The sequence below is a fragment of the Vibrio sp. 11-4(1) genome (assembly GCF_013048625.1).
GTDB lineage: Bacteria > Pseudomonadota > Gammaproteobacteria > Enterobacterales > Vibrionaceae > Vibrio > Vibrio diabolicus.
On record NZ_VHSY01000001.1, the window covers coordinates 1 to 22,099 of the forward strand.

Here is a 22,099-nt window from a genome sequence, read left to right on the forward strand (position 1 = left end):
CACTCATAGTTACCAACATCCCAATGTCCCTTAAATAAGTTCACATAAGAATGAGGCTAGCTGCTGAACCTAAATAAAGAGACATTTTAACTTTGCTAAAAAGTGACATTACAACTTTGCGCCTACAATTACAGTGCGCATTATATGTGTTATGTTAAATAAATCGGGTTTTTAGTTAAGTTCATAAGTAGATCTATTTCAATCACTTACCCTGATTTCCAATCACTTGCCTATTGTGAGTTATAGGTCTACGCTAACTTCATGTGTTGGTGTTTCTAGGTTTTTTGTTAGGTTCATAAGAGTATGCATATTTAACAGTATTCTGATTTACCATAAAATAGCTAATATCGATCTATCAATCTGCGATTGCTTGTTCTTCAATTAGCGTATTACTTACTAAAATAAAAATGGCGTCTATTTTTAGACGCCATTCTGAGTTTCCCTGAATGTAAATTAGCCACCGGCTAATTTGACTGTCATGCCTTTCTTTTCAAGATGCGCTTTGATCTTGTCTCTAGCATCACCTTGAATTTCGATATTGCCACCTTTTACCGAGCCACCACAGCCGCAGACTTTTTTTAGTTCTGCAGCTAATAATTTTAAAGGTGCATCATCCAAGTCTAAACCTGTAACGATGCATACACCTTTACCTTTACGTCCTTTCGTTTGGCGCTGAATTCGTACAATACCGTCGCCTTTGGGGCGAGATGTTTTCTCTTCTTCCGGCTTAATTCGACCGGTTTCTGTTGAATATACCAGAGTCATTCTATTGTTTCTTTTGTTGTTGAGCTTGCATCGCTTTTTGCTTTGCAACTAAATAAGCTTCGATATGACGTTGAATAGCAGTTTTACTACCCTTAATCAGTTTACCATTAAACATACAGTACCAAGAGTTGGGCTGACCTGTATCATTTTGAATCGTATAACCGTTAAAGACTTCTGATTTTGCACCACCAACTTGCTGCGCTCTTTGTCCAAGCGCAGCAAACTCTTTGGGATCAATAATTGATGCGGTATCGCACCACCAATCAATGCTTTTCTTTACCGCCGTCAAACTACCTTGTAAGACGTGGTTCTTGATTTTAACCTTCCAAATACTGCCATCTGGTCCGCCTGACTGCAGGTTAAAACCTCTATAGTTTGAAATCGCCATACCACTGAGTCATCTGTTTAATGCGTTGATATAATCATAATTGCTACTGAGCAATATTCAAATACGGCTTGAATAAACCTTGCTCTAGAAAACAATTTCTATCATAAAACGCGCCTCGATAACGTTAATCACTTTGCACTGTTTATACAATCTTCCAAGAACTCATGGAATTTGTGCCCGTTATTTTGAAGCATTTTAGGGAACATCGAGATAGGAGTCATACCTGGGAATGTGTTTACTTCGTTTAAGTAAATCTCATCATCTTCCGTTAAGAAAAAGTCGATACGAGACAAATGGCGAAGATTCATTTGCTTAAATACCCTTTCAGATGCGTGCTGAATTGCATCTAATTGTGCTTGGGTTAGATTCTTCGCTTCAACTTCGGTGAGCGAGTGACTTGAACTGCTGTACTTTTCATCGTACGAGTAAAAAGCACCGTCAGGTGCAATAACCTCGCCTGGCTTCGTTATGTGCAGCTGGCCATTCATCTCATATGCAGCAACTTCAAGTTCTCGTGGTTTTACTGATTTTTCAACCAACACTTGGTCAGAAAACCCAAACGCATCATTTACTGCATTGGAAAGTTTATCTTTTTCTGTGACACTGTAACATCCAACGGATGACCCTTGACGAGCGGCTTTGACAAAGACTTTTCCCCATTTTTCAAATGCTTTATGAGCTTGAGTATGAGCTTCTTCATCGTTGCGCGTTAAGAATAAGTATGGCGTATTGGGAATGCCGATAGCGTCGTACCAAAGCTTAGATGTGATTTTATTGAAGCTATTGCTACTGGCTTCTGGCCCGCAACCAAGGTAAGGAATGCCTGCGATTTCAAACAGAGATTGAATATCACCTGTCTCGCCTGGAAAACCATGTATACAAGGCACAATGAAATCGATGGTTTGATTAGATTCACTTGAGCACAACTGCTTGGTATTGAGATCTAAGTAAACCAACTCACCTTGGTTGGTCATCCAACCTTCGTTTTTTATTTCTACGCGTGTAACGTGAACGTCTTCAATAAGATTTAATTGTTGTTCGACAAAGTTTGCAGACAATAATGAAATCTCGTGCTCAGAAGAGCCGCCGCCGCATAGTAGAAGAATATTTTTAATCATGAATCAATCTTTCCGTGACCTACAAAAGATACTATTTATTATGATAAACCTTTGAAGTGTGACGTACAGTAATTTTAGTGTGAGGAATTTTGTTCGAGTAGGATTTGAACAAATAAATAAGGGAGCTATTCGCTCCCTTATTTGATGTGTTAGTTTAATTTGTTAAGCGTTGGGTAAGCTGAGTTTTTAATGGCGTCAATGCTTTTAACAAATGGTCTTAACTGCTGAAATTGAGCAGGCAAAGTCGAAATCGCTTGCTTGGCTTCCGCGCTTGTTGCGTAGTCTCCGTATAAAACTGAGAACCACTTAGTACCGTTGACGACTTTGTAGTTTTCCCAAATTGGCTGTCCGTTCTGTGGCAGCTTATTTGCAAACTGATCGACTTTCGCTTGGCTACCCACAGCCGCGACTTGAATGGTATAGCCGAATCGTTGAATGCCAGCTTGCTTTTTACTCGGTGGTACGATCTTAACTGGCTTCGCCTGCTCTTTTGGCGTTAGCTTGACTACTTTCTTCTCTTCAGGCTTTGCCGTCATTTTCACAACAGTTGGTTGTACGTCTTTTTCTACTACAGCGTTTTCAGACGCCATAATTGGCTTAGAGATACGATCTGATTTGTAGTCCTCTCGATAACTTTCAGAAGTTACGTCTGTAATGTAAGTTTCAGATGCACAAGCAGAAAGCAGGACTGACAAGCCGATGATTGCGATTTTTTTCATGAAGTAACAAATGCTCTGGATAAATATTACGATAAATCATGCCGATAGCAGGGCCGTTTATCAAGCATCAAATACAATAATCTGTGATTTTGATGTGATGAATAACACAAACTCCATAAGCATCGCCCACATTTTATGCAATGTCTGGTCTGAAGGCGTTTTATCAATAAATTATTCGTTTATGATTGATATGAAACCGATAGGCAAACGTTACTTGCAAACGGCTAGGAGTCAGCATGAATAAACTACATAAACTCTTTAAACCCAACTCTGTGGCCGTTATTGGTGCATCTCAAAAAGCATTGCGAGCAGGGCATGTCGTTATGCGTAACCTTCTACAAAGTGGATTTGGTGGCGCGATTATGCCAGTAACGCCGCGATACAAAGCGGTATCCGGAGTTATAGCCTACCCGGATGTGGCTTCCCTACCCTATACGCCAGATATTGCGATTTTATGTACGAACGTTTCACGTAATGAGCAACTGCTTAAAGAGTTAGATGAGAGAGGCACGCCGTTTGCGATTGTTATCTCTGATGACGCTCAGCCTTTAAATATTTCATCATTGAATATTCGAGTTTTAGGAGCGAACAGCTTAGGTATTATCTTGCCTTGGCACAAATTTAACTGCACGTTTTCTCCTGTTGCGGCTAAGCCCGGAAAAATTGCGTTCATCTCACAATCTGCGGCGGTTTGTACCACAGTTTTAGACTGGGCAAATGATAAGAATATTGGCTTTTCTTCGTTCATTTCGATTGGACGCGGACAGGATATCGATTTTGCAGATTTGCTTGATTACTTAAGTATGGATGGGAATACGGAAGCTATTCTGCTTTATGTGGATAATATCCAGGATGCTCGGCGATTTATGTCTGCTGCGCGAGCTGCTTCACGGAACCGCCGTATATTGGTATTAAAAGCGGGCCGCTCTAAAGAGATGAATACTTTCGAACAGCAAGATGGTGATACGCTTGATGTAATTTACGATTCTGCCATCCGTCGAACTGGTATGTTACGAGTCAGCAATACGCATGAGTTATTCGCTGCGGTAGAAACACTCACGCATTCTGTGCCACTTCGTGGGGAGCGTTTAGCGATCATCACCAATGGCGGCGGCCCTGCAGTTATGTCCGTTGATACTTTGATTGAACGTGGTGGCCAGCTCGCAACACTTGATGACGCCTCTATTGCGCAATTACAAACTGTACTCCCGTCCAACTGGCGCGCTCGAAATCCGATTGATCTGTCTGGTGACGCAACAAAAAAACGCTACATTGATACCATTAACGCACTGATGAATAACGACTGTGCAGATGCAATCTTGATTATGCATAGTCCTTCTGCGGTTTCCGACCCTCTTGAAACTGCTCAAGCTGTTATTGAGGCGATCAAGGCTCACCCTCGGCATAAGCATTTTAATATCTTGACCAACTGGTCAGGAGAACAAACGTCGAGAGAGGCACGACTGGCATTTACTCAAGCTGGCATTCCAACCTATCGAACGCCGGAAAGTGCGGTTGTTGCATACATGCACTTGGTTGAGTATCGCCGAAACCAGAAGCAATTAATGGAAACGCCAACGACGGCTGAGCCATTGCACTCTGGAAGTGTGAGTTCTGCAAAAGAATGGGTAAATGAACGACTACTGGATAAAAACACAGTCACCTTGGATACGCATCAAACCAGCCCATTATTTAAGCTGTTCGGGTTTAATGTTCTGCCAACATGGATTGCATCTGACGAAATTGAAGCCGTGCATATGGCAGAAAATATCGGATACCCTGTTGCGGTTAAGTTGCGATCTCCAGACATTCCTCATAAATCGGATGTACACGGTGTCGCCCTGAATTTAAGAAACAGTCGAGAAGTTTCCAACGCAGCGCTATCCATTCTAGATACCGTAAAGCTAAGTTACCCTTTTGCCAATGTACACGGTCTGTTGGTGCAAGGTATGGCAAAGCTCGGCAGCGCTGAAGAGCTACGGATTAGTATTGCAGTAGATAAGGTCTTTGGACCTGTGATCTTGCTTGGTCAAGGCGGCTCGGAGTGGAATATCGCCCAAGATGCCGTCGCTGCACTTCCTCCTTTGAACATGACGCTTGCGCGCTACCTTGTCGTTGTGGCTTTAAAGTCTGGAAAGATTCGCCTGCAGAAACACAAAGATGCGCTCGATATTAGTGAGTTGTCGAAATTCTTAGTTCGTATCTCCCAAATGGCGGTTGAGTTGCCAGAAATACAAAGACTGGATATCCATCCAGTATTGGTGTCGGGAAGCGATTTAACTATCCTCGATGCGGACATCACACTGTGTAAATACGAGGGAGATGCGCAAAAACGTCTGGCGATTCGTCCTTTCCCGGCAGAATTTGTCGAAACTGTAACGCTTCGAGATGGCCAACCTATCCTGCTTCGCCCTATCCTGCCTGAAGATGAGCCGCTGCATGCTCAATTCATTAATAGCGTATCGAAAGAAGATCTCTATAAGCGTTTCTTTTCTGAGGTTGGTGAGTTCAACCATGAGGCTTTGGCAAACTTCACTCAAATCGACTACGACCGCGAAATGGCGTTTGTTGCGGTAGCGTTTAATACCGACGGACCGTCTATCATAGGCGTAGCCCGCGCATTGATTACTCCAGATAATAGTGATGCTGAGTTTGCTATTTTGGTTCGTTCAGATTTGAAAGGAAAAGGCTTAGGTAAAGTGCTGATGCAGAAAATTATCAGCTATTGCAAGATTAAAGGCACAAAGCAAATGTCTGGAATGACCATGCCTACAAACAGAGGGATGTTGATGTTAGCTCAAAACCTGGGATTTGAAGTCGATGTTCAGTTTGCCGATGGTACGGCAGATATGGTGCTTCCTTTAAATTGAAAAATAAAGCATTAGCGATAACTTTACTTCTTAGATTCGATAAGCAATGGGAACCTAAGAAGTAAAAGTTACGTTGTTACTTTAGTTTCCAATTCTTTTTCAAGTATTGAATACACCAGGATTTCGCCTCACCCATGGTATTTCGGCGCCATGCTAAGATAATATCCATCGGCTGCTCTTCTGTACCTTCGATTCGCTTCAATACGCCACTATCAATCAAAGGTTGTGCAATTTGGCTTGGTAACGTACCAATGCCTAAACCTGCAGTGAGCGCATCTACTTTTGCCGTAAAGTTGGTGACGGTCAAGCGAGGCTGTTTTTGAATGATATTAATTGAGAGCGCGGGTTGTTCGCGTGCAGTGTCTGCAATGGCAATGATTCGGTACTTTTCTCGCGCCGCCTCATCAAACTTACCACTACGCTTGTGAACATAGTGATCAGCTGCCGCTACCCAAAACATGCTCATTTTACCAATTTTTTCTGATTTGACTTCTTGAGGAAGTGTATCCAGTGATGGGCAAATCAGTAAATCCGCTCTACCTGTATTCAGCGATTCCCAGCTACCAGCCAAGATCTCTTCTTGCAGTCTGACTCGTGTTGAGCTTACTTCAGCCAATGCATCAACCATAGGGAAGAAATTGGATATAGGAATAATGCCATCAAAGGCAATGGTAATATCCAATTCCCAGCCATTCGCCAATAACGTTGCATCATTCACTAACTTTTCACTGGCTTGTAAAATGGCTCGTCCTCTTTCAAGGATGAGCTTTCCTGCTTCAGTAAAATGGGCTTTGTGACCAGAGCGATCGAAGATAATGATGTCTAAGTCTTGCTCGAGTTTCTGGATCTGATAACTCAGTGATGACGGGGCTCTATCTAACTCATTCGCAGCAGCTGCAAAACTCCCTCTTCGGTCAATGGCATCCAGAATATGGAGCGCTTCTAACGTAATTGGACTCTGCACATGGCCTCTCTTAATGTGATTTTTGTCACATTGATTGTATTTGGATGATCTTATCAAGAACTAACGTTAAACAATATAACACACTGATAACTAAAGACTAGAAATGCTCATAACCTAAGAGTTCTACTCAAGATAAAACCACAAATAACAATGGTAATGATAGTAATTATTATTTAGATCTATTAATATCCCGTTTGTTGTTACCTATTATGGATCTAAGGTATTGAAGCCAATGTATAAAAAAACCATTTTGTCAGCCTCTATTCTGATTGCACTATCCCAAGGTGCCTACGCTGAAGATCATTCAACCTTCAATGAAGTGGTCGTGACTGCGACTCGTACTAATAGCCAAATCGAAGACACTGCTGCTTCTGTTGCGGTCGTTACTGATAAGAACATCGAAGAAAGCATGGTCACTGGCTTAGATGACCTCTTTGAGTACACGCCAGGAGTCACGGTTAAGACAAACTCTCGCCAAGGTGTCCAGAGTATCAATATCCGTGGTATCGAAGGCAATCGAATTAAAGTTCTTGTGGACGGCGTATCTCAAGGTAACCAGTTTGAATCAGGGAATACGTTCATTAACTCTGCTCGCGTTAACGTGGATACCGACCTAATAAAAGCGGTTGAAATTGTAAAAGGTGCAGCATCGTCTCTACATGGTTCTGACGCAATTGGTGGCATTGTTGCATTTGAAACTAAAGATCCGGCTGATTTCCTTAAGGGTCGTAACTTTGGTGGCCATGCGAAGTTCAACTACTCTTCCGAAGACAATACATTCAGTGAATCTGTGGCATTAGCGCACAAAACTGGCGACTTGGAATCTTTACTTGCTTATACGCGTCGCGACGGCAATGAACTGGATAACTTTGGAGATCTAGCAGATGCAGATACAGAAGCGAACAACTTACTGGTTAAGCTTCAGTACCAACTCAATGATGCACATCGTGTTGAGTTCAATGGGAATTATATTCGCAACAAAGGCAACGGAAAGCAGTCTTACAACGGTTATACTAATGCAACAAGTGAAGATGTAACAGAACAATATCAAGTTGGTATAAAACATATTTGGGAGATGCAAACGGCCGTAGCGGACTCCCTTACCTGGCAACTAGATTGGCTTAGCAAAGAAGAAAACGGCATTACTGATCGTGTTAAAGGTCAGAATAACCAACGTAAAGACTACATCTACGAGGATGAAGGCTACCAGTTTGATTCTCAGTTCGACAAATATCTCATGCTTGGTAGTACAGAGCATTACTTTGTGTACGGTGCATCCTTCAGTGATAAAGACATTAAGAACGTTAACAAAGAGTACAACAGTGCAAGCGGAAACAAAGAAATTTTCTATATCCCTTCTGCGAGCGAGCGTCGTTACGGGCTCTTTTTACAAGACGAAATTACGGTAGGTAACTTTACGATTACCCCGGGCGTACGGTGGGATGCATTTGAAACCGATCCAGGTGACACAAGCAGCAACCCAAGTGGTAACGCGGCTAGCGACTACAAAAAGTTTTCTGATTCTGCATTTACAGGCCGCTTAGGTTCTGTTTATAAGCTTAATGAACAACATCGTTTATTCGCGCAAATCAGCCAAGGTTTCCGTGCTCCAGATTTCCAAGAGTTGTACTACTCCTTCGGCAACCCAATGCATGGCTATATTTTTAAGCCAAATCCTGATTTAAAAGCAGAAGACAGCATTTCGTACGAATTTGGTTGGCGACATAATAATGACATTTCTAGCAGTGAAGTGTCAGTTTTCTACAGCGATTACGACAACTTCATCGAAAGTAAAACCGTCTCTGGCACTTGGACTCCTGTGACTGACCCTGCGATTCTGCAGTACGTAAATATTGGCAAAGCGACAATTAAAGGTATTGAGTTTTCAAACCAACTTTCGTGGAACAAGTTCATGCCAATAGAAGGCTTTAGCTCTCGTTTAGCAGCGGCGTATACGGAAGGTGAAGATGGAAACAATAATCCACTAAACAGTGTTAACCCTTGGAACCTTGTCGCTGGCTTTAATTACGATTCAGAACAAAACTGGGGAACCACGTTAACCATTAACTACACCGCATCTAAAGATAAAAGCGACATAAATGACGATAAAGTATTGCCTATCTCCGCAGCTACGGTCGTAGATGTCACCGCGTACTACAAACCTATTAAAGACCTTACGTTGCGAGCAGGTCTGTTCAACGTGACAGATGAAGAGTACTACAATTGGAATGATGTGCGTGACCTTCAGACAGAAAACAAAGATCTGACTCAAGCTGGGCGGAACTGGTCAATTACAGCTAAATACGAGTTCTAAAGCCTCCGAAAACACAAAAGCCAGCTTAATGCTGGCTTTTTTTTATGGCTTTCATTTCAAAAATGTAAAGAAAAGTATGAAAAATGAAAGTTTACTGTTTTGCCATCTCTTTTTTCACCATTACTGCTGCTGCAATGATAAAAGTGATGATCAGACCGAGTTCCATGAACTACCCCAATAGCTATGAGAAAATTTATAACCCAAATTAAGAGTCGGACATAGTTTAACAGCTCTATATAGACTTGCTACCTTTTAACCAGTAATTTACGATTTTTTCCGATTTGGATCAAAAAAGACGCAATTATGCGTCTTTTTGTTATTATTGTGTAAATCAAAATTAGGCGTCTGGATAACCTTGAGGGTTGTTAGATTGCCAACGCCATGTATCACCAGTCATTTCTTCTAGAGTGCGAGACGCTTTCCAACCTAACTCATTCATTGCTTTTGATGGATCAGCCCAACACTCCGCAATATCGCCTGGACGACGTTCAACAAGTTGGTATGGAACATCTTTACCACTTGCGGCTTCAAATGCTTTCACCATTTCAAGCACACTGTAGCCATTGCCAGTGCCAAGGTTATAGACATGAAGGCCAGCTTTGTTGCCTACTTTTTCCAAAGCAGCGACGTGACCATCGGATAAGTCCATCACATGAATGTAGTCACGCACGCCGGTGCCATCTTTCGTTGGGTAGTCGCTACCGAATACAGAGAGGAACTCTCGGCGGCCCACTGCAACTTGAGAAACAAACGGCATTAGGTTATTTGGAATACCTTGAGGATCTTCACCTAACTCACCAGTTGGATGTGAACCTACAGGGTTAAAGTAACGAAGAAGTGTGATGCTCCAATCTGGATTCGCTTTTTGGAAGTCCGTTAAACATTCTTCCACCATTAATTTACTGCGTCCATAAGGGTTAGTTGCGCTAGTTGGAAAGTCTTCTGTGATTGGAACAGATGCAGGATCGCCATAGACAGTTGCTGAGGAGCTAAATACCAACGATTTAACTCCAGCTTCGCGCATTGCATCAACCAATACCAAAGTGCCATTCACATTGTTGTCATAATACTCTAGGGGTTTTGCTACGGACTCACCGACGGCCTTTAAACCTGCAAAATGGATAACCGCTTCGATATCGTGCGATTTTAGAACCTCTACCATTGTCGATTTATCTCTGATATCGGCTTGAATGAAGGTTGGCTTTACGCCACATACCTTTTCAATGCGATCTAAGACCGTAGACTTACTGTTGTACAGGTTATCTAGAATCACTGGCGTCATACCAGCTTCGATCATTTGAATACATGTATGGCTACCAATATAGCCCATACCACCCGTAACAAGTACTTTCATTTTATCATTCCTTCTGACGCGAATGGGTTTAGTTTAAAGCTTTGACGTTACGATTTAAACTGTCTCCTGCAATTCGCATCCCATTAATATTGCTTGGCCTTTTCCGGCTTTTTTAGCTTGATACATTGCAGTATCTGCACTTTTTAACACTCGAGTGGCATCTCGCTCATTAACACCGACCAATTTTACGCCGATGCTAACGCCAACCTTGAGCGAGTTACCTTTGTACTCGATTGGTGTGCATACGCTTTCGAGCAGTTGTTCTGCAATTCGGGTGACGACTTTTTGGTTGGCAGGATTAACCAACATGACAAATTCATCACCCGAAAGTCTTGCGATTAAATCACTATGTCGAGTCGCAGATGTTAGACGCTCGGCTACTTTTTTCAGAACTTCATCACCTGCGTCATGGCCATAGGTATCATTAACCTCTTTAAAACCATCGAGATCGAGGTAAAGCACCGCAAATTCGTCACGTAAGTATCCCGACCGTTGTACTAATTCTTCCAACTCTAAATGGAACTTAGAGCGATTCGCTAACCCCGTTAATGCATCGTGATGAGCTAAGTACTCAAGTCGTTCCATCTCTTTTGCACCAGAAAGATCGGTAAGAACAATGACTAGGTCGTAGAACCCATGGTCTTCACATTTAACGATACGATTAACCCTTGCAAACATCGGCACAAACTGGCCAAGATGGTTCTGCTCAATAACTTCCCCTTGCCATACCCCGTAGTTTTCTATCGATTCAATGATGCTAGGCATCATTTCCTGCAACTTGCGCCACTTAAGTGTTTGGATAAATGACTTCCCAATAAGCTGATCCATCTCTAGTCCAACTAACTTAGTGACCGCAGGGTTAGCCATTGTGATAACACCTCGATGATTAAGAACGATGAGGCCATCTTGGCTGCTCTCAAAAACACGCCCTGCAACACGCTGCCTGCTCATGGCCTCTTCAATTTCGGTGATATCTTGAATCGAGAACAATAAGTATCCATGTGTGGACAAACGACGACTGGTTAAACTCAATTGCTGTTCGTTGTCTGCATTTTTGAGGTGAATATCATCGCATTCTAACCCCCTACTTAGGATTTGGCTCAGCTCATTCGGTGTTTTCGTTTTAATTAGATCACGGATATTGGCATGCTCAAGTTCCTCTGACTTTTTTTGAAATATCTGCCGAGTCGCAGTATTACAGTAAATAACACGCCCGAAGTTGTCGGTAATAACTAATGCATGTTGAATAGATTCAATGACTTCTTCTGAAAACGCCCGCTTTTGTTCTAACATTTCTAATGAATGTTGCCGCTGTTTCTCGCGTGTTGTTAACTTGTTCATCATTTGATTGAAGGAATGTGCGAGTTCTCCAATTTCATCCTTGGAGTAATAGCGAACTTGAGTATCCGTATTTTGTCCGTGTGTCACACTCTCTATCGTATGACTCAGTTCTATAACAGGTTTGAGAACAAGCCTATCGATACTTATGTAAAAGATAGTGCCACCAGCGAACAGCAACAGAAGAAGTACAGCACCATCTCGAAGTAAAGATTGTTGGGCTTCTATGATTGGACGATGGGAAAGCGTAACCCTCATACTGCCAATGACACGACCATCGTGAATAATTGGCTCTAGAACATAAAGAAATTTGGCTGATAAGGCATAACCTAGCGCGTGTAACTTGCTTCTTTCAGTTTGATTAGGGACGGGAGCTGATACCCCACTTCCTTCAAGAACAACGAAAGGCTGATCATCTTGGTCGTAAAGTTTAACCCGCGTAACATTCGGCTGGTTTAAAAAGTTGATGAGAGTAGTTTGAGCTTTTTGCTTGTTCTTTGTCGTTAGCGCATCTTTAATTGAGAAAGAAACATTGTTAATCAACTTTCTCGTTTGTTCGACCAACTCATGCTTAGACGATTGGTATGCAGTATACGAGGTATAACCTTTTGAGATAACAAAGATAGCCGTTATAAAGACCAAAATTGGCCAAATAAGCTTTGCTCGTAATGACATATGTATTCCTGTCGCAGACAACCACTAAAAATGACAGAAGCGTTGTTATGCAATCTATTACCCATTAAGGGCGACAAGATTAACACGATGACAATGCAAAATAACCTTAAATTCTCAAAAATTGGATGGAAAAGGAACGAAATACCTTAAAATTCGGATCAACTCAAATAACGGCAACATCTTTATGGACTAAAGTGATCTTTTTCGTCAGCCATCAGATCATAAACCTCGCTTTCATGATAGAAGAATGAAGTGAGTCACTGAACCTAGATGCATTTTCCTGCATCGTGAACCCATTTCTTGTGTAGAAATAAAACGTATGACATTGAATAAACAGCAACTTACATTGAACTGTGACATGGGTGAGAGCTTTGGCTCTTGGATTATGGGGGCAGACGAAGATGTTATGCCTCATGTTGATATGGCAAACATCGCGTGCGGTTTTCATGCTTCCGATCCTAATGTCATGCACGACACTATCACTCTCGCCAACGACAACGATGTTGATATTGGAGCACACCCGGGCTACGCCGACCTCCAAGGCTTCGGCAGGCGCAGTATAAACATGACGGGTGATGAAATTACTAACATGGTTATATACCAAGTAGGCGCTTTACAGGCACTTTGTCGGGCTCAATACACAGATATCAGCTATATAAAGCCTCATGGCGCGTTATACAACGACATGATGAAAAGTGATGCGATATTTAGAGCAGTCGTAAAGGCGGCAGCTTTATTCAAAGTGCCGTTAATGATTTTAGCGTCACAGGAAAACGAAAAATACTTAGAAATCGCAGATGACTATGACGTTCCCTTGCTGTTTGAAGCATTTGCAGACCGTTTGTATCAAGATGACGGATTACTTACACCTAGGACACAGCCTAATGCCGTGTTAAAGAATGAGCATGCGATACTTGAGCAAGTCCGTACGTTAGCAGACTCTGGGCGTGTCAAAACCGCTTCTGGCGGCTACATTTTACTGGAAGCCGATACGATTTGTGTTCATGGTGACAATGAAGAGTCGATCGCGCTGATCCAGAAGATCCGTCAAAGCCTATACGCAGGAGGAAATTAATGCATAAAGAGAAATTTAGTATCTCTTTGATCTCTGAGTGCAGTATTTTCATTAAGTTTGACGAGAATATCTCTGAAAATGCGGTCGGAGAACTTGCTCGAAACATCAAAGATACTCTAGCGTCAATCATTATGAACGTGGTCCCCTCCTATCAAACCATCCTCATTGATTACTTGCCTTTTCGAATCAATGAAAAAGATTTAGTGCATAAACTGCATCAAATGATCAGTCAGTTTGATACTCAATCGCTCAGCCTTGTTCAACCTAACCACATCGCGATTCCCGTATACTACTCCGAAGAAACCGCGCTAGATTTGCCCCGCTTTCAAGATCGTGGACTATCATTAGACGCGCTCATTTCCTTGCATACCCAGGCCGAGTATGCGGTTTCAGCGATTGGTTTTGCTCCAGGTTTTGCATTCCTCTCCGATGTCGATACTCAATTACATATGCCAAGGTTAGCTACACCGAGAACGCGAGTACCAGCCGGAAGCGTGGGAATCGCAGACTCTAAAACGGCCGTCTATCCATCAGATAGTCCTGGCGGATGGAACATCATCGGTAGAAGCCCACTTCCCCTTTTCTCTGATACGCCACCTTTTATACCGTTTGAAGTAGGTGACAAAGTCACGTTTAATGCCATTTCCAAACAAAAGTTTATCGAGTTAGGAGGTGTTCTATGAGTTACGCTGGATTGCTGGTGGAAAAGTCAGGGCCACTTTCTTTGATTCAAGACTTTGGTCGTTTTGGCTTAGCGCATATTGGCGTGACTCAAGGTGGCCCCGTAGATGATTACGCCTACAGTTGGGCAAACCATTTACTTGGTAACGTAGTCAATTGTGCAGCGATTGAAATTACTTTGGGTAACGCTTGCTTTGTCGCACTACATAACTGCCATCTTGCAATATGTGGTGGTGATTTGAATGCAAAAGTAGATGGTGAGCCTATCTCAAATTGGTCTGACTTTACGTTGAAGAAGGGGCAGAAGCTGCAGTTCGGAGTCGCAAAAAATGGACTTCGATCCTATCTTGCGGTTAAAGGTGGATTCGATATTGCTCAGCACTTAGGAAGTGCCTCTACCGTCACGAGAGAATCTCTTGGTGGTTATGACTCAAATGGTGGCGCTTTAAAAGCAGGCGATATTCTTCCCTTTTTTCCTCATAACTTACCGAAACACAAACCAAGGCTGATGACGTTTCGCTTTAAGCCGGATTACAACTTACCTATCAAGCTGAGAGTGATTGAAGGCTATCAAAATGAGGACTTTGATGAAGACGCTCGCCAAGCCTTTTATAGCTACGCATTCACCATATCCCCTGATTCAAATCGTATGGGCTATCGTCTTGAGGGGAACAAAATCAAACCGCCTTACGAAGGCGTACTGTCGGAAGGAATTGCGCTAGGATCGATTCAAGTTCCTAACGATGGTAATCCCATTGTGTTGCTCAACGACCATCAAACCATCGGTGGCTATCCTAAGTTTGGCTGTGTAGCACGTATTGACCTGCCAAGGCTGGCACAGGCGAAACCCGGGCAAAAAGTCAATTTTGTGAAAGGAGATAGACAAGGCTTGCAAGAAGTATGGTGCCAATGGGCTCAGTTTTTTGGATATTAATACAACCTCTGAGCCCATACGTAACTGTTATGCAGGCATCCCATAACGCTCTGCTAACGCTTGCGGATAATCTCGCTCTTGCGTGAGTTTAATCGCGTACTGTTCAATTTCTTGTTCAGACCAATGCACAGCGACAGGATGTTGGGATTCCACATTTTGATTAGGTTCAATATCAAACCAGAACTGAAGCATTTTTTGCGCTGCGAGTAGTGTTGATGACGCTTTTACCACTTCTATTCGTGCGTAATGGCTGTCTTCAAAGGTCACGTCGGCTGCCCTGAGTACCGGATCCGTTCCAGGAATTTGCTGGGCACCAAACAGGGCTTTTCCCCCTTTGATAGCAGAGTGATAGTAGGGAATGAACTGCGCCATGTGATTGATAGCGTTATTGGTTCGTTCTTCTAAGACTTCTTCTCGCCAACCGTTACGTATCTTTGAGAGTAAAGGAACAGGCAGTTCGGGCTGAGCTGAGGACGGCGTACTCTCAACTAAGCCATCTTCAAATAGCGTAATACCTTTCGTCATGCCGTGAAGCTGAAAATAACCATCACCATAGGGGGTCAGTTGAGCCATTCCTTTATCAGTTCCACGCGGTCCATGGAAAATAACTTCTGGCCACAGTTGTTGACAGTCTGCCCACTTGGTTACGTAAGCGGCTTTAAACTCAACTAACCTATCACGCTTGGCACCGATGGTATTGTCAATGGATCCTGTTTCAAAACCACATGCATTGACCAAGTAGTCACATGTCATAAGATAATCAATGCCATCTCGTTCGTAACCAAGTTGCCAGTGATTACCCATCCAGTCCGCTTGTTTGAGCGTTGCTTGTGTGCATACTGAGGCGTTTGGCAGAGCGTTCAACGTTAAGTTGGCAATTGCGGCAAGGCGAAAAACACTCCAGCCATATTCCTGAACCGCCACAACTGGGTACTTTAGCGCTTCTAGATCAGTATGTTGAGCAAAAGGAATACACCACTCATCAAAGGTTGCAGGGTGACTTGGTTGAGTACATTGTGCGAGTGCTTCTAGATCCTCTTTTGAATACAATTTGTAGTATTCGCTTGGCTCGCCGAGCACTTTGTTGCTTTGATCTTTATCAACGAGCGTTTGATACGCATTTTTCACCACCTCTAGTCGAGGAATAAGTGCGGATGGGTCTCCACCATCAGAATAAGGAACTGCAATGATCGTCGGGCGAATATTCAGTGAAAGCGGATATAGGCGAACGGTATCAATGGATTGTGCTAACAAATCTAAACATTGTTGCTCAGAAATCTCTCGATATAAGTTGCCACCTGCATGTAAATGGCAAATGGGCGGACCATTTACCAGTGATACGCCCTTCTCTATTACGGAAACTTTAAAACCCAGCTCCGCAAAATGAATTGCTGCTGTTGCACCTGCGACACCGCCACCAACAACAGCGATGTGCTTATCTTTGTAATTTGGAAACTCAGACTTCATTGCTTCACTAAAAATTTTATAAGGAAAATTCTTTACTAACGGTGGATTCTACTCGTGTTTGGGCTTGATTAAAATCACAAAAAGTTCATGGGTTTGCGAAATATCCAACTGCGCCTTTATGGTGCGTTAAAGTAGAAAAAAATTGCAAAAAAAGTACTTGACGACATGGTTAGGAAGACACTTTTTTGTGCCTATGTGAATAACAATTTCACTGTAAGACCCATGGCGCAAAGCCTGCAGAAACACCTCACTTTTTACCCCATTTAGTTATCCCAAAAGTTATCCACTGTTTTTGTGGATAACTAAAATAAAAGTGTCATGGAGTGTTCCGCATTTAATAACATTTGCAGTGATTAAGTGTTTACTGGCGTTAACAATCTTTTCAACAAACTCATTACGACAAGTGCCAACGTAACAAATGTTGCCAGTGGTAAAGCTATCCACAATTCGGGGTGAATTTGTGCGTTCAGATCGAAGCCATATGTCATTACCGCGGCCACACAAACTTCCGCAGCGAATACCGCAACACCGCTAGCTATCAACGCCATAATGCCGTATTCGGCCCACAGAGTCGTATTGATCCGTTTTTTACTTGAGCCTAATGTGCGATACAAACGAATCTCCTGCTGACGTTGGGATAAGCTTAATCTCAATAGCGTGAAGATAAGTAGCAATCCCGCCACCACGCCTAAAAGAGCAAGAATAGTGATTGCCGATACGATTTGTTGAATCAAATCCTGGATTTTTTCGCCCATGGTACGAATATCTAAAACAGAGACCGTTGGGTGAGATCGAGACATAGACGTTAATAGTGCTTCGTTCCCTTCATCAATTCTATAACTGATGAGGTAAGAACCCGGTAGATTAGCCATAACGTCGGATGAGAAAATAAAGTAAAAGTTAGGCTTCATATCACGCCATTCAACATAACGAATGGTATCTACTACCGCATCGTAGTTCTGGCTATTAATAACAAAGCGCAGTTTGTCACCAAGTTCGATGCCCAAGTCATTTGCTACATCGGCTTCTACGGAGACACTCCCTTTATTTGTCCATTCACCCGCAAGCACATCATTATACTCTGGCAGGCTGTTTCCCCACGTAAGGTTCAATTCACGACGTATTGCGTCAGAGCCTTCTCCTTCATATTCAATCTCTTTGACGTTTTGACCATTAATCTCTGTCAATCGACCACGAATAATTGGATAAGCTTGTGACCGTGTAACCCCATTTTTATCTAAGGTTTCTAGGTAGCTATCGAGTTCGTAATCACCAATATTTAATGCGAAGACATTTGGCGCGTCTGCAGGTAAGGTTCTCTCCCAATCCGCGAGAATATCGCTGCGCACAAGCCAGATAATAGATAGCAGCATCAAAGACAACGCCAAAGCACCAAACTGCAGGCCACTGGTTACTGGCGTGCGGTTGATACGACTCAACGCAAGCTTCATGGCAGGTTGTGTTGAAATACGCGCAAACAATTTTGTGAGTGCGACGCTCACTGCAGCAAGCACTACAAAAAGTACTGCAATACCAATAAGAACAATCCAAACTAAGGTATTATCAGCATAAAGCAAAAGTAATGGGACGACGGGAACTAGAACAAGCAACATTCGCTTCCAAGAACGTTGAGCTTTGCCCTGCTGTAGCACTTCTAAGGCTGGAGTTTTAATCAAACCTAGCAATGGTATGCCAAGGGCAGGAACGGTGATCAGGACTGCTGAGATAAACGACACTAGATAAGGAGTGACGCCGTAACTAGGTAGTAGCTCTGGTAATAAGTCTTTAAGTGGAATGCGCAATAAGTACTCCAGCCCACTCCCCAACAATAACCCAACGACACTGGCGCTAATGAGCAGGATTGTGACTTGAATAAACAGCCATTTTTCAATCCATCGTCGACTTGCGCCAAGGCTTTTTAGCATCGCAATGGTTTGTGTTCGACTATTCACATAGTTTTGGCAAGTAAGAACCAATGTTGTCGCTGCCATAATGATGACAATCGCAACCGTTAGAGACAAATACTGCGTCGTTCGTTCAAAGACCTCATTGCTACGACTGGCAGTATCTTGCGTGCGCCAGCGATCACTAGGAGAAAGAACAGTATCTTCTTGCAGGCCTTTTAGCGTTTTATCATCGGCTTGTAGAAACAGACGGTATTGAACTCGACTCCCGACTTGAATTGCTCCTGTTTTCTCAACGTCTTTTTGATGGATGTATGCAGAAGGCATTTGCTGAAATGGGTTAAAGCTTAACCCAGGTTCCATCAGCACTGCACCTGAAACCGTAAAATCGGCATCGCCTATAGTGACGCTGTCACCCGACTTGACGTCTAGTTGAGCCATAATCCGCTCATCAAGCCAGAGTTGGTTCTCTTTAACGCGACCGGATGGGTTGTTGTCTAGTACCAGTTCTCCCATTAAAGGGTAATTGTCGTCCACTGCCCTTACGGAAATCAACTGCATACCATTGTCGCTAAATGCCATCGTGGCAAATCGTGTCATCGTCGAACGTTCTAGGTTTTCAGTCGAGGATAACAACGTGTCAGGTATAGGATTAGCAGACACAAACACCGCATCCGCTGTCAATGCATCCTTCCCCTGTTTGACGATCACCTGCTCCATTCGCTCCGCTAATGCAGAAAGCGCAAAGATGCTCGCAATCACAAGAATAAGAGCAACGCTAATAGGCCAAAGGTTCCCCTGTCTTATTTCGCCGAAACTCCAACGTATTAGGCTTTTGTTTGACGAGTGTTTTATTGCACTGCTTCTTTCTGTCGATGTTGCTTCGCTTGATGATACTGCAGACATTACACCTCCTCCTTAAGCTCACCTGCCTCCATACGATAAATACGGTCACATCGACTTGCTAGATGACCATCGTGTGTAACTAATATCAGCGTTGTTCCATGCTGCTCATTAAGATCGAATAGCAGCTCAATCACTTTGTCTGCGGTTTGATGGTCAAGATTGCCGGTAGGCTCGTCTGCGAACAACAGTTCAGGCTGTGTCATAAAGGCACGTGCTAGCGCGACACGTTGTTGTTCACCACCAGATAATTGACTTGGAAGATGATCGACACGTTTTTCCAATCCAACAGCGGTTAATAATTCGGCGGCTCTTGCTTCGTCTTCGGCTTCACCACGTAAAAGACAAGGAAGCGTGACATTGCGTAATGCACTCAAGCTCGGGATTAATAAGAAACTTTGGAAAACAAAACCTAGAGAGTCAGCTCGAATTTTTGCGCGAGCTTCATCGTCAAGTTTTGATAACTCATGACCTAACAAGGTAATTTCACCTGATGTTGGTGTATCAAGGCCAGCTAACAACGTCATCAACGTTGACTTACCCGCACCGGAAGTACCGACGATGGCGATTTTTTCTCCTTTCCTGATGTCAACATTTACATCTTTGAGGATTGTTAATTGCTCTTGATTAGTAGAGACTTGTTTAGAAACCAAATTGGCTTGAACAATAGGTGCATTAAGTACAGGTGTTTGCATGATTCGTATACTTTCCTTAGTTCTATTTTTTTGTTTTTCCGCTACTGCACATGCGAGCGAAAAGCTACTTGTCTTAGGTGATAGCCTGAGCGCGGGCTATCAGATGCCGATCGAAAAGAGTTGGCCTAGCTTACTCCCTGATGCCTTGTCAGAACATGGTCAAGATGTAACAGTTATTAATGCCAGCATTTCTGGCGATACCACAGGCAACGGCTTAGCTCGATTACCACAGCTGCTAACCCAACACAGCCCTGATATGGTACTTATTGAGTTAGGTGCCAACGATGGCCTGAGGGGTTTCCCTCCTAAACTTATTACGTCGAATCTCTCAAAAATGATTACCATGATAAAAGATTCAGGTGCGGACGTTGTCATGATGCAAATTCGAGTGCCACCTAATTATGGTAAGCGCTATAGCGATATGTTTTACGATATCTACCCTAAGCTCGCACAACATCAACAAGTTACCTTGATGCCATTCTTCTTGGAGCATGTTGTCATCAAACCCGAGTGGATGATGGATGATGGCCTTCACCCAAAGCCTGATGCACAGCCTTGGATTGCTGACTTTGTTGCTCAAGAATTAATTAAACATCTCTAATTTTAATGGTCTAGCTCAATAAGTTTTACTTAACTTTACGTTAATCTATTTTCAATTCCACTCATCGAGGATAGATAACAACATGCGAATAGACCCTTTAATTCAAGGTGTTGTTGCTCGCTCTGCTCACCCATACGGGTGTCATGCATCCATTAAAGAGCAAATTGAATACGTAAAACACGCCCCGCAGATCAAAAGCGGTCCAAAACGGGTTTTGATTATTGGTGCTTCCTCTGGTTTCGGGTTAGCGGCTCGTATTGCCCTCACCTTCGGAGGTGCTAAAGCTGATACCATTGGTGTCTCCTTCGAGCGCGGGCCTTCAGATAAAGGCGTTGGAAGTGCGGGTTGGTATAACAACATTTTTTTTAAACAAGAAGCAAATCACGCGGGGCGTACCGCCATCAATATTGTTGGTGACGCATTCACTGACTCTGTCCGCAATCAAGTGATTGAAGCCATTGAAACGTACTTTGAAGGTGAAGTTGATTTAGTCATCTATAGCTTAGCGACGGGTGTTCGACCTAAACCAGAGTCTGATGAGTTTTGGCGCAGCGTCATTAAGCCTATTGGTGAGCCTGTCACTGGCGCTTCAATTATGCTGGAGAACGATCAGTGGGTAGAAACCACTTTAACTCCAGCAACAGAGGAAGAGGCCGAAGCCACTATCAAAGTGATGGGCGGTGAAGACTGGGAAAGCTGGATTGATACACTGATTAATAATGACTCGATTGCACAAGGCTGCAAAACCATCGCGTTTTCTTACATGGGACCAGACGTTACGCACCCTATCTATCTCGATGGTACGTTAGGTCGAGCGAAAATCGACTTACACCAAACAAGTCACTCGTTGAATCTAAAACTTGCCAACTTTGACGGCGGTGCTTACGCAACAGTGTGTAAGGCGTTGGTGACGAAAGCCAGTGTGTTCATTCCTGCGCTAAGTCCCTACCTTTTAGCACTGTATCGAGTGATGAAGGAAAAAGGTACTCACGAACGTTGTATTGAACAAATGCAGCGACTGTTTACGACTAAATTGTACGATCAAGATAAAGTGCCTGTTGACGGCGAACGCTTAATCCGAATAGACGAATTAGAGCTTGACCCGCAAGTACAACAAGAAGTCCATGCTCTTTTAGAGCAAATGAACGCGAATAACTTTAAAGAGGTTGGTGATTACCAAGGCTTTAAAGATGAGTTTATGAAGCTAAATGGCTTTAACTTTGAAGACGTCGACTATTCGCAAGACATTTCTATTGAGTCGCTAAAATCGCTTAAACCTTAATGCTTGTTATCTGTTTCAAGTATGAGATATGTGATAACTATTCCTAGTCCTG

At 43.1% G+C, this 22,099-nt stretch carries 17 protein-coding genes; 7 read left to right on the forward strand and 10 right to left on the reverse strand.

The genetic code is table 11. The features are described 5' to 3' along the window. Positions 1 to 453: 453 nt before the first annotated feature. The 4 genes from yciH to FKN16_RS00020 form a co-directional block, all read right to left on the reverse strand. The gene (gene yciH / locus FKN16_RS00005) at positions 454 to 765 is read right to left on the reverse strand and encodes a stress response translation initiation inhibitor YciH (RefSeq protein ID WP_170901685.1); all 312 of its coding nucleotides are present in this window, start codon (positions 763 to 765) and stop codon (positions 454 to 456) included. A 1-nt stretch (position 766) separates the two neighbouring features. Continuing rightward, positions 767 to 1,153 (reverse strand): DUF3319 domain-containing protein, encoded by a 387-nt coding sequence (locus FKN16_RS00010; protein WP_005395460.1) that lies wholly within the window; start codon positions 1,151 to 1,153, stop codon positions 767 to 769. 128 nt (positions 1,154 to 1,281) lie between these two features. Next, a complete protein-coding gene (locus FKN16_RS00015; RefSeq protein WP_012842287.1) occupies positions 1,282 to 2,271 on the reverse strand; it encodes a D-alanine--D-alanine ligase in 990 nt (329 codons plus the stop codon). A 149-nt stretch (positions 2,272 to 2,420) separates the two neighbouring features. Next, the gene (locus FKN16_RS00020; protein WP_005390018.1) at positions 2,421 to 2,990 is read right to left on the reverse strand and encodes an SPOR domain-containing protein; all 570 of its coding nucleotides are present in this window, start codon (positions 2,988 to 2,990) and stop codon (positions 2,421 to 2,423) included. A gap of 236 nt (positions 2,991 to 3,226) precedes the next feature. Here FKN16_RS00020 and FKN16_RS00025 point away from each other — a divergent pair, with 236 nt between their 5' ends. Next, on the forward strand, positions 3,227 to 5,860 hold the full coding sequence (locus FKN16_RS00025; protein ID WP_170901686.1) for a bifunctional acetate--CoA ligase family protein/GNAT family N-acetyltransferase: 2,634 nt from the start codon (positions 3,227 to 3,229) through the stop codon (positions 5,858 to 5,860). Positions 5,861 to 5,936: 76 nt separating this feature from the next. Here FKN16_RS00025 and FKN16_RS00030 read toward each other — a convergent pair whose 3' ends face one another. Continuing rightward, the gene (locus tag FKN16_RS00030; protein WP_005395465.1) at positions 5,937 to 6,824 is read right to left on the reverse strand and encodes a LysR family transcriptional regulator; all 888 of its coding nucleotides are present in this window, start codon (positions 6,822 to 6,824) and stop codon (positions 5,937 to 5,939) included. A gap of 232 nt (positions 6,825 to 7,056) precedes the next feature. On the opposite strand from FKN16_RS00030, the gene FKN16_RS00035 reads away from it, so the two are divergent. After that, complete coding sequence (locus FKN16_RS00035; RefSeq protein ID WP_170901687.1) at positions 7,057 to 9,138, forward strand: TonB-dependent hemoglobin/transferrin/lactoferrin family receptor; 2,082 nt, start codon at positions 7,057 to 7,059, stop codon at positions 9,136 to 9,138. Positions 9,139 to 9,475: 337 nt separating this feature from the next. Here FKN16_RS00035 and galE read toward each other — a convergent pair whose 3' ends face one another. Both galE and FKN16_RS00045 read right to left on the reverse strand, forming a co-directional pair. Next, entirely contained in the window at positions 9,476 to 10,492 is a 1,017-nt protein-coding gene (galE, locus tag FKN16_RS00040; RefSeq protein ID WP_170901688.1) for a UDP-glucose 4-epimerase GalE, read from the reverse strand. A gap of 54 nt (positions 10,493 to 10,546) precedes the next feature. Beyond that, positions 10,547 to 12,505: a diguanylate cyclase gene (locus tag FKN16_RS00045; protein WP_046876113.1), complete on the reverse strand. Its 1,959-nt coding sequence runs from the start codon at positions 12,503 to 12,505 to the stop codon at positions 10,547 to 10,549. Positions 12,506 to 12,824: 319 nt separating this feature from the next. Here FKN16_RS00045 and FKN16_RS00050 point away from each other — a divergent pair, with 319 nt between their 5' ends. The 3 genes from FKN16_RS00050 to FKN16_RS00060 are packed head-to-tail and all read left to right on the forward strand — an operon-like array spanning position 12,825 to position 15,195. Continuing rightward, complete coding sequence (locus FKN16_RS00050) at positions 12,825 to 13,580, forward strand: 5-oxoprolinase subunit PxpA (protein ID WP_170901689.1); 756 nt, start codon at positions 12,825 to 12,827, stop codon at positions 13,578 to 13,580. Further along, positions 13,580 to 14,263, forward strand: coding sequence for an allophanate hydrolase subunit 1 (locus tag FKN16_RS00055; RefSeq protein ID WP_104972587.1), 684 nt, complete (start codon positions 13,580 to 13,582; stop codon positions 14,261 to 14,263). The genes FKN16_RS00050 and FKN16_RS00055 overlap by 1 nt, the downstream gene beginning before the upstream one ends. Next, complete coding sequence (locus tag FKN16_RS00060; RefSeq protein ID WP_150916605.1) at positions 14,260 to 15,195, forward strand: biotin-dependent carboxyltransferase family protein; 936 nt, start codon at positions 14,260 to 14,262, stop codon at positions 15,193 to 15,195. Before FKN16_RS00055 ends, FKN16_RS00060 begins: the two co-directional genes overlap by 4 nt. 27 nt (positions 15,196 to 15,222) lie before the next feature. On the opposite strand, the gene FKN16_RS00065 is transcribed toward FKN16_RS00060, so the two are convergent. The 3 genes from FKN16_RS00065 to FKN16_RS00075 form a co-directional block, all read right to left on the reverse strand. Further along, positions 15,223 to 16,662 (reverse strand): FAD-dependent oxidoreductase, encoded by a 1,440-nt coding sequence (locus FKN16_RS00065; protein ID WP_170901690.1) that lies wholly within the window; start codon positions 16,660 to 16,662, stop codon positions 15,223 to 15,225. A 353-nt stretch (positions 16,663 to 17,015) separates the two neighbouring features. After that, positions 17,016 to 19,472, reverse strand: coding sequence for an FtsX-like permease family protein (locus FKN16_RS00070; RefSeq protein ID WP_170901691.1), 2,457 nt, complete (start codon positions 19,470 to 19,472; stop codon positions 17,016 to 17,018). Beyond that, positions 19,472 to 20,164, reverse strand: a complete 693-nt coding sequence (locus FKN16_RS00075; protein ID WP_005395482.1) for an ABC transporter ATP-binding protein — start codon at positions 20,162 to 20,164, stop codon at positions 19,472 to 19,474. The genes FKN16_RS00070 and FKN16_RS00075 overlap by 1 nt, the downstream gene beginning before the upstream one ends. Here FKN16_RS00075 and tesA point away from each other — a divergent pair. Together tesA and fabV are read left to right on the forward strand one after the other, a co-directional pair. Beyond that, positions 20,163 to 20,765: a multifunctional acyl-CoA thioesterase I/protease I/lysophospholipase L1 gene (gene tesA, locus FKN16_RS00080; protein ID WP_005395483.1), complete on the forward strand. Its 603-nt coding sequence runs from the start codon at positions 20,163 to 20,165 to the stop codon at positions 20,763 to 20,765. The genes FKN16_RS00075 and tesA overlap by 2 nt on opposite strands. A gap of 82 nt (positions 20,766 to 20,847) precedes the next feature. After that, the gene (gene fabV, locus FKN16_RS00085; RefSeq protein ID WP_170901692.1) at positions 20,848 to 22,047 is read left to right on the forward strand and encodes an enoyl-ACP reductase FabV; all 1,200 of its coding nucleotides are present in this window, start codon (positions 20,848 to 20,850) and stop codon (positions 22,045 to 22,047) included. Positions 22,048 to 22,099 lie beyond the last annotated feature (52 nt).

Bases quoted from the DNA above. Each gene is read 5' to 3' on its own strand.
- FKN16_RS00070 (WP_170901691.1), bottom strand. From the start codon at position 19,472: ATGTCTGCAGTATCATCAAGCGAAGCAACATCGACAGAAAGAAGCAGT.
- tesA (WP_005395483.1), top strand. From the start codon at position 20,163: ATGATTCGTATACTTTCCTTAGTTCTATTTTTTTGTTTTTCCGCTACT.
- FKN16_RS00020 (WP_005390018.1), bottom strand. From the start codon at position 2,990: ATGAAAAAAATCGCAATCATCGGCTTGTCAGTCCTGCTTTCTGCTTGT.
- FKN16_RS00055 (WP_104972587.1), top strand. From the start codon at position 13,580: ATGCATAAAGAGAAATTTAGTATCTCTTTGATCTCTGAGTGCAGTATT.
- galE (WP_170901688.1), bottom strand. From the start codon at position 10,492: ATGAAAGTACTTGTTACGGGTGGTATGGGCTATATTGGTAGCCATACA.
- yciH (WP_170901685.1), bottom strand. From the start codon at position 765: ATGACTCTGGTATATTCAACAGAAACCGGTCGAATTAAGCCGGAAGAA.
- FKN16_RS00035 (WP_170901687.1), top strand. From the start codon at position 7,057: ATGTATAAAAAAACCATTTTGTCAGCCTCTATTCTGATTGCACTATCC.
- FKN16_RS00025 (WP_170901686.1), top strand. From the start codon at position 3,227: ATGAATAAACTACATAAACTCTTTAAACCCAACTCTGTGGCCGTTATT.
- FKN16_RS00045 (WP_046876113.1), bottom strand. From the start codon at position 12,505: ATGTCATTACGAGCAAAGCTTATTTGGCCAATTTTGGTCTTTATAACG.
- fabV (WP_170901692.1), top strand. From the start codon at position 20,848: ATGCGAATAGACCCTTTAATTCAAGGTGTTGTTGCTCGCTCTGCTCAC.
- FKN16_RS00010 (WP_005395460.1), bottom strand. From the start codon at position 1,153: ATGGCGATTTCAAACTATAGAGGTTTTAACCTGCAGTCAGGCGGACCA.
- FKN16_RS00075 (WP_005395482.1), bottom strand. From the start codon at position 20,164: ATGCAAACACCTGTACTTAATGCACCTATTGTTCAAGCCAATTTGGTT.
- FKN16_RS00050 (WP_170901689.1), top strand. From the start codon at position 12,825: ATGACATTGAATAAACAGCAACTTACATTGAACTGTGACATGGGTGAG.
- FKN16_RS00060 (WP_150916605.1), top strand. From the start codon at position 14,260: ATGAGTTACGCTGGATTGCTGGTGGAAAAGTCAGGGCCACTTTCTTTG.
- FKN16_RS00015 (WP_012842287.1), bottom strand. From the start codon at position 2,271: ATGATTAAAAATATTCTTCTACTATGCGGCGGCGGCTCTTCTGAGCAC.
- FKN16_RS00065 (WP_170901690.1), bottom strand. From the start codon at position 16,662: ATGAAGTCTGAGTTTCCAAATTACAAAGATAAGCACATCGCTGTTGTT.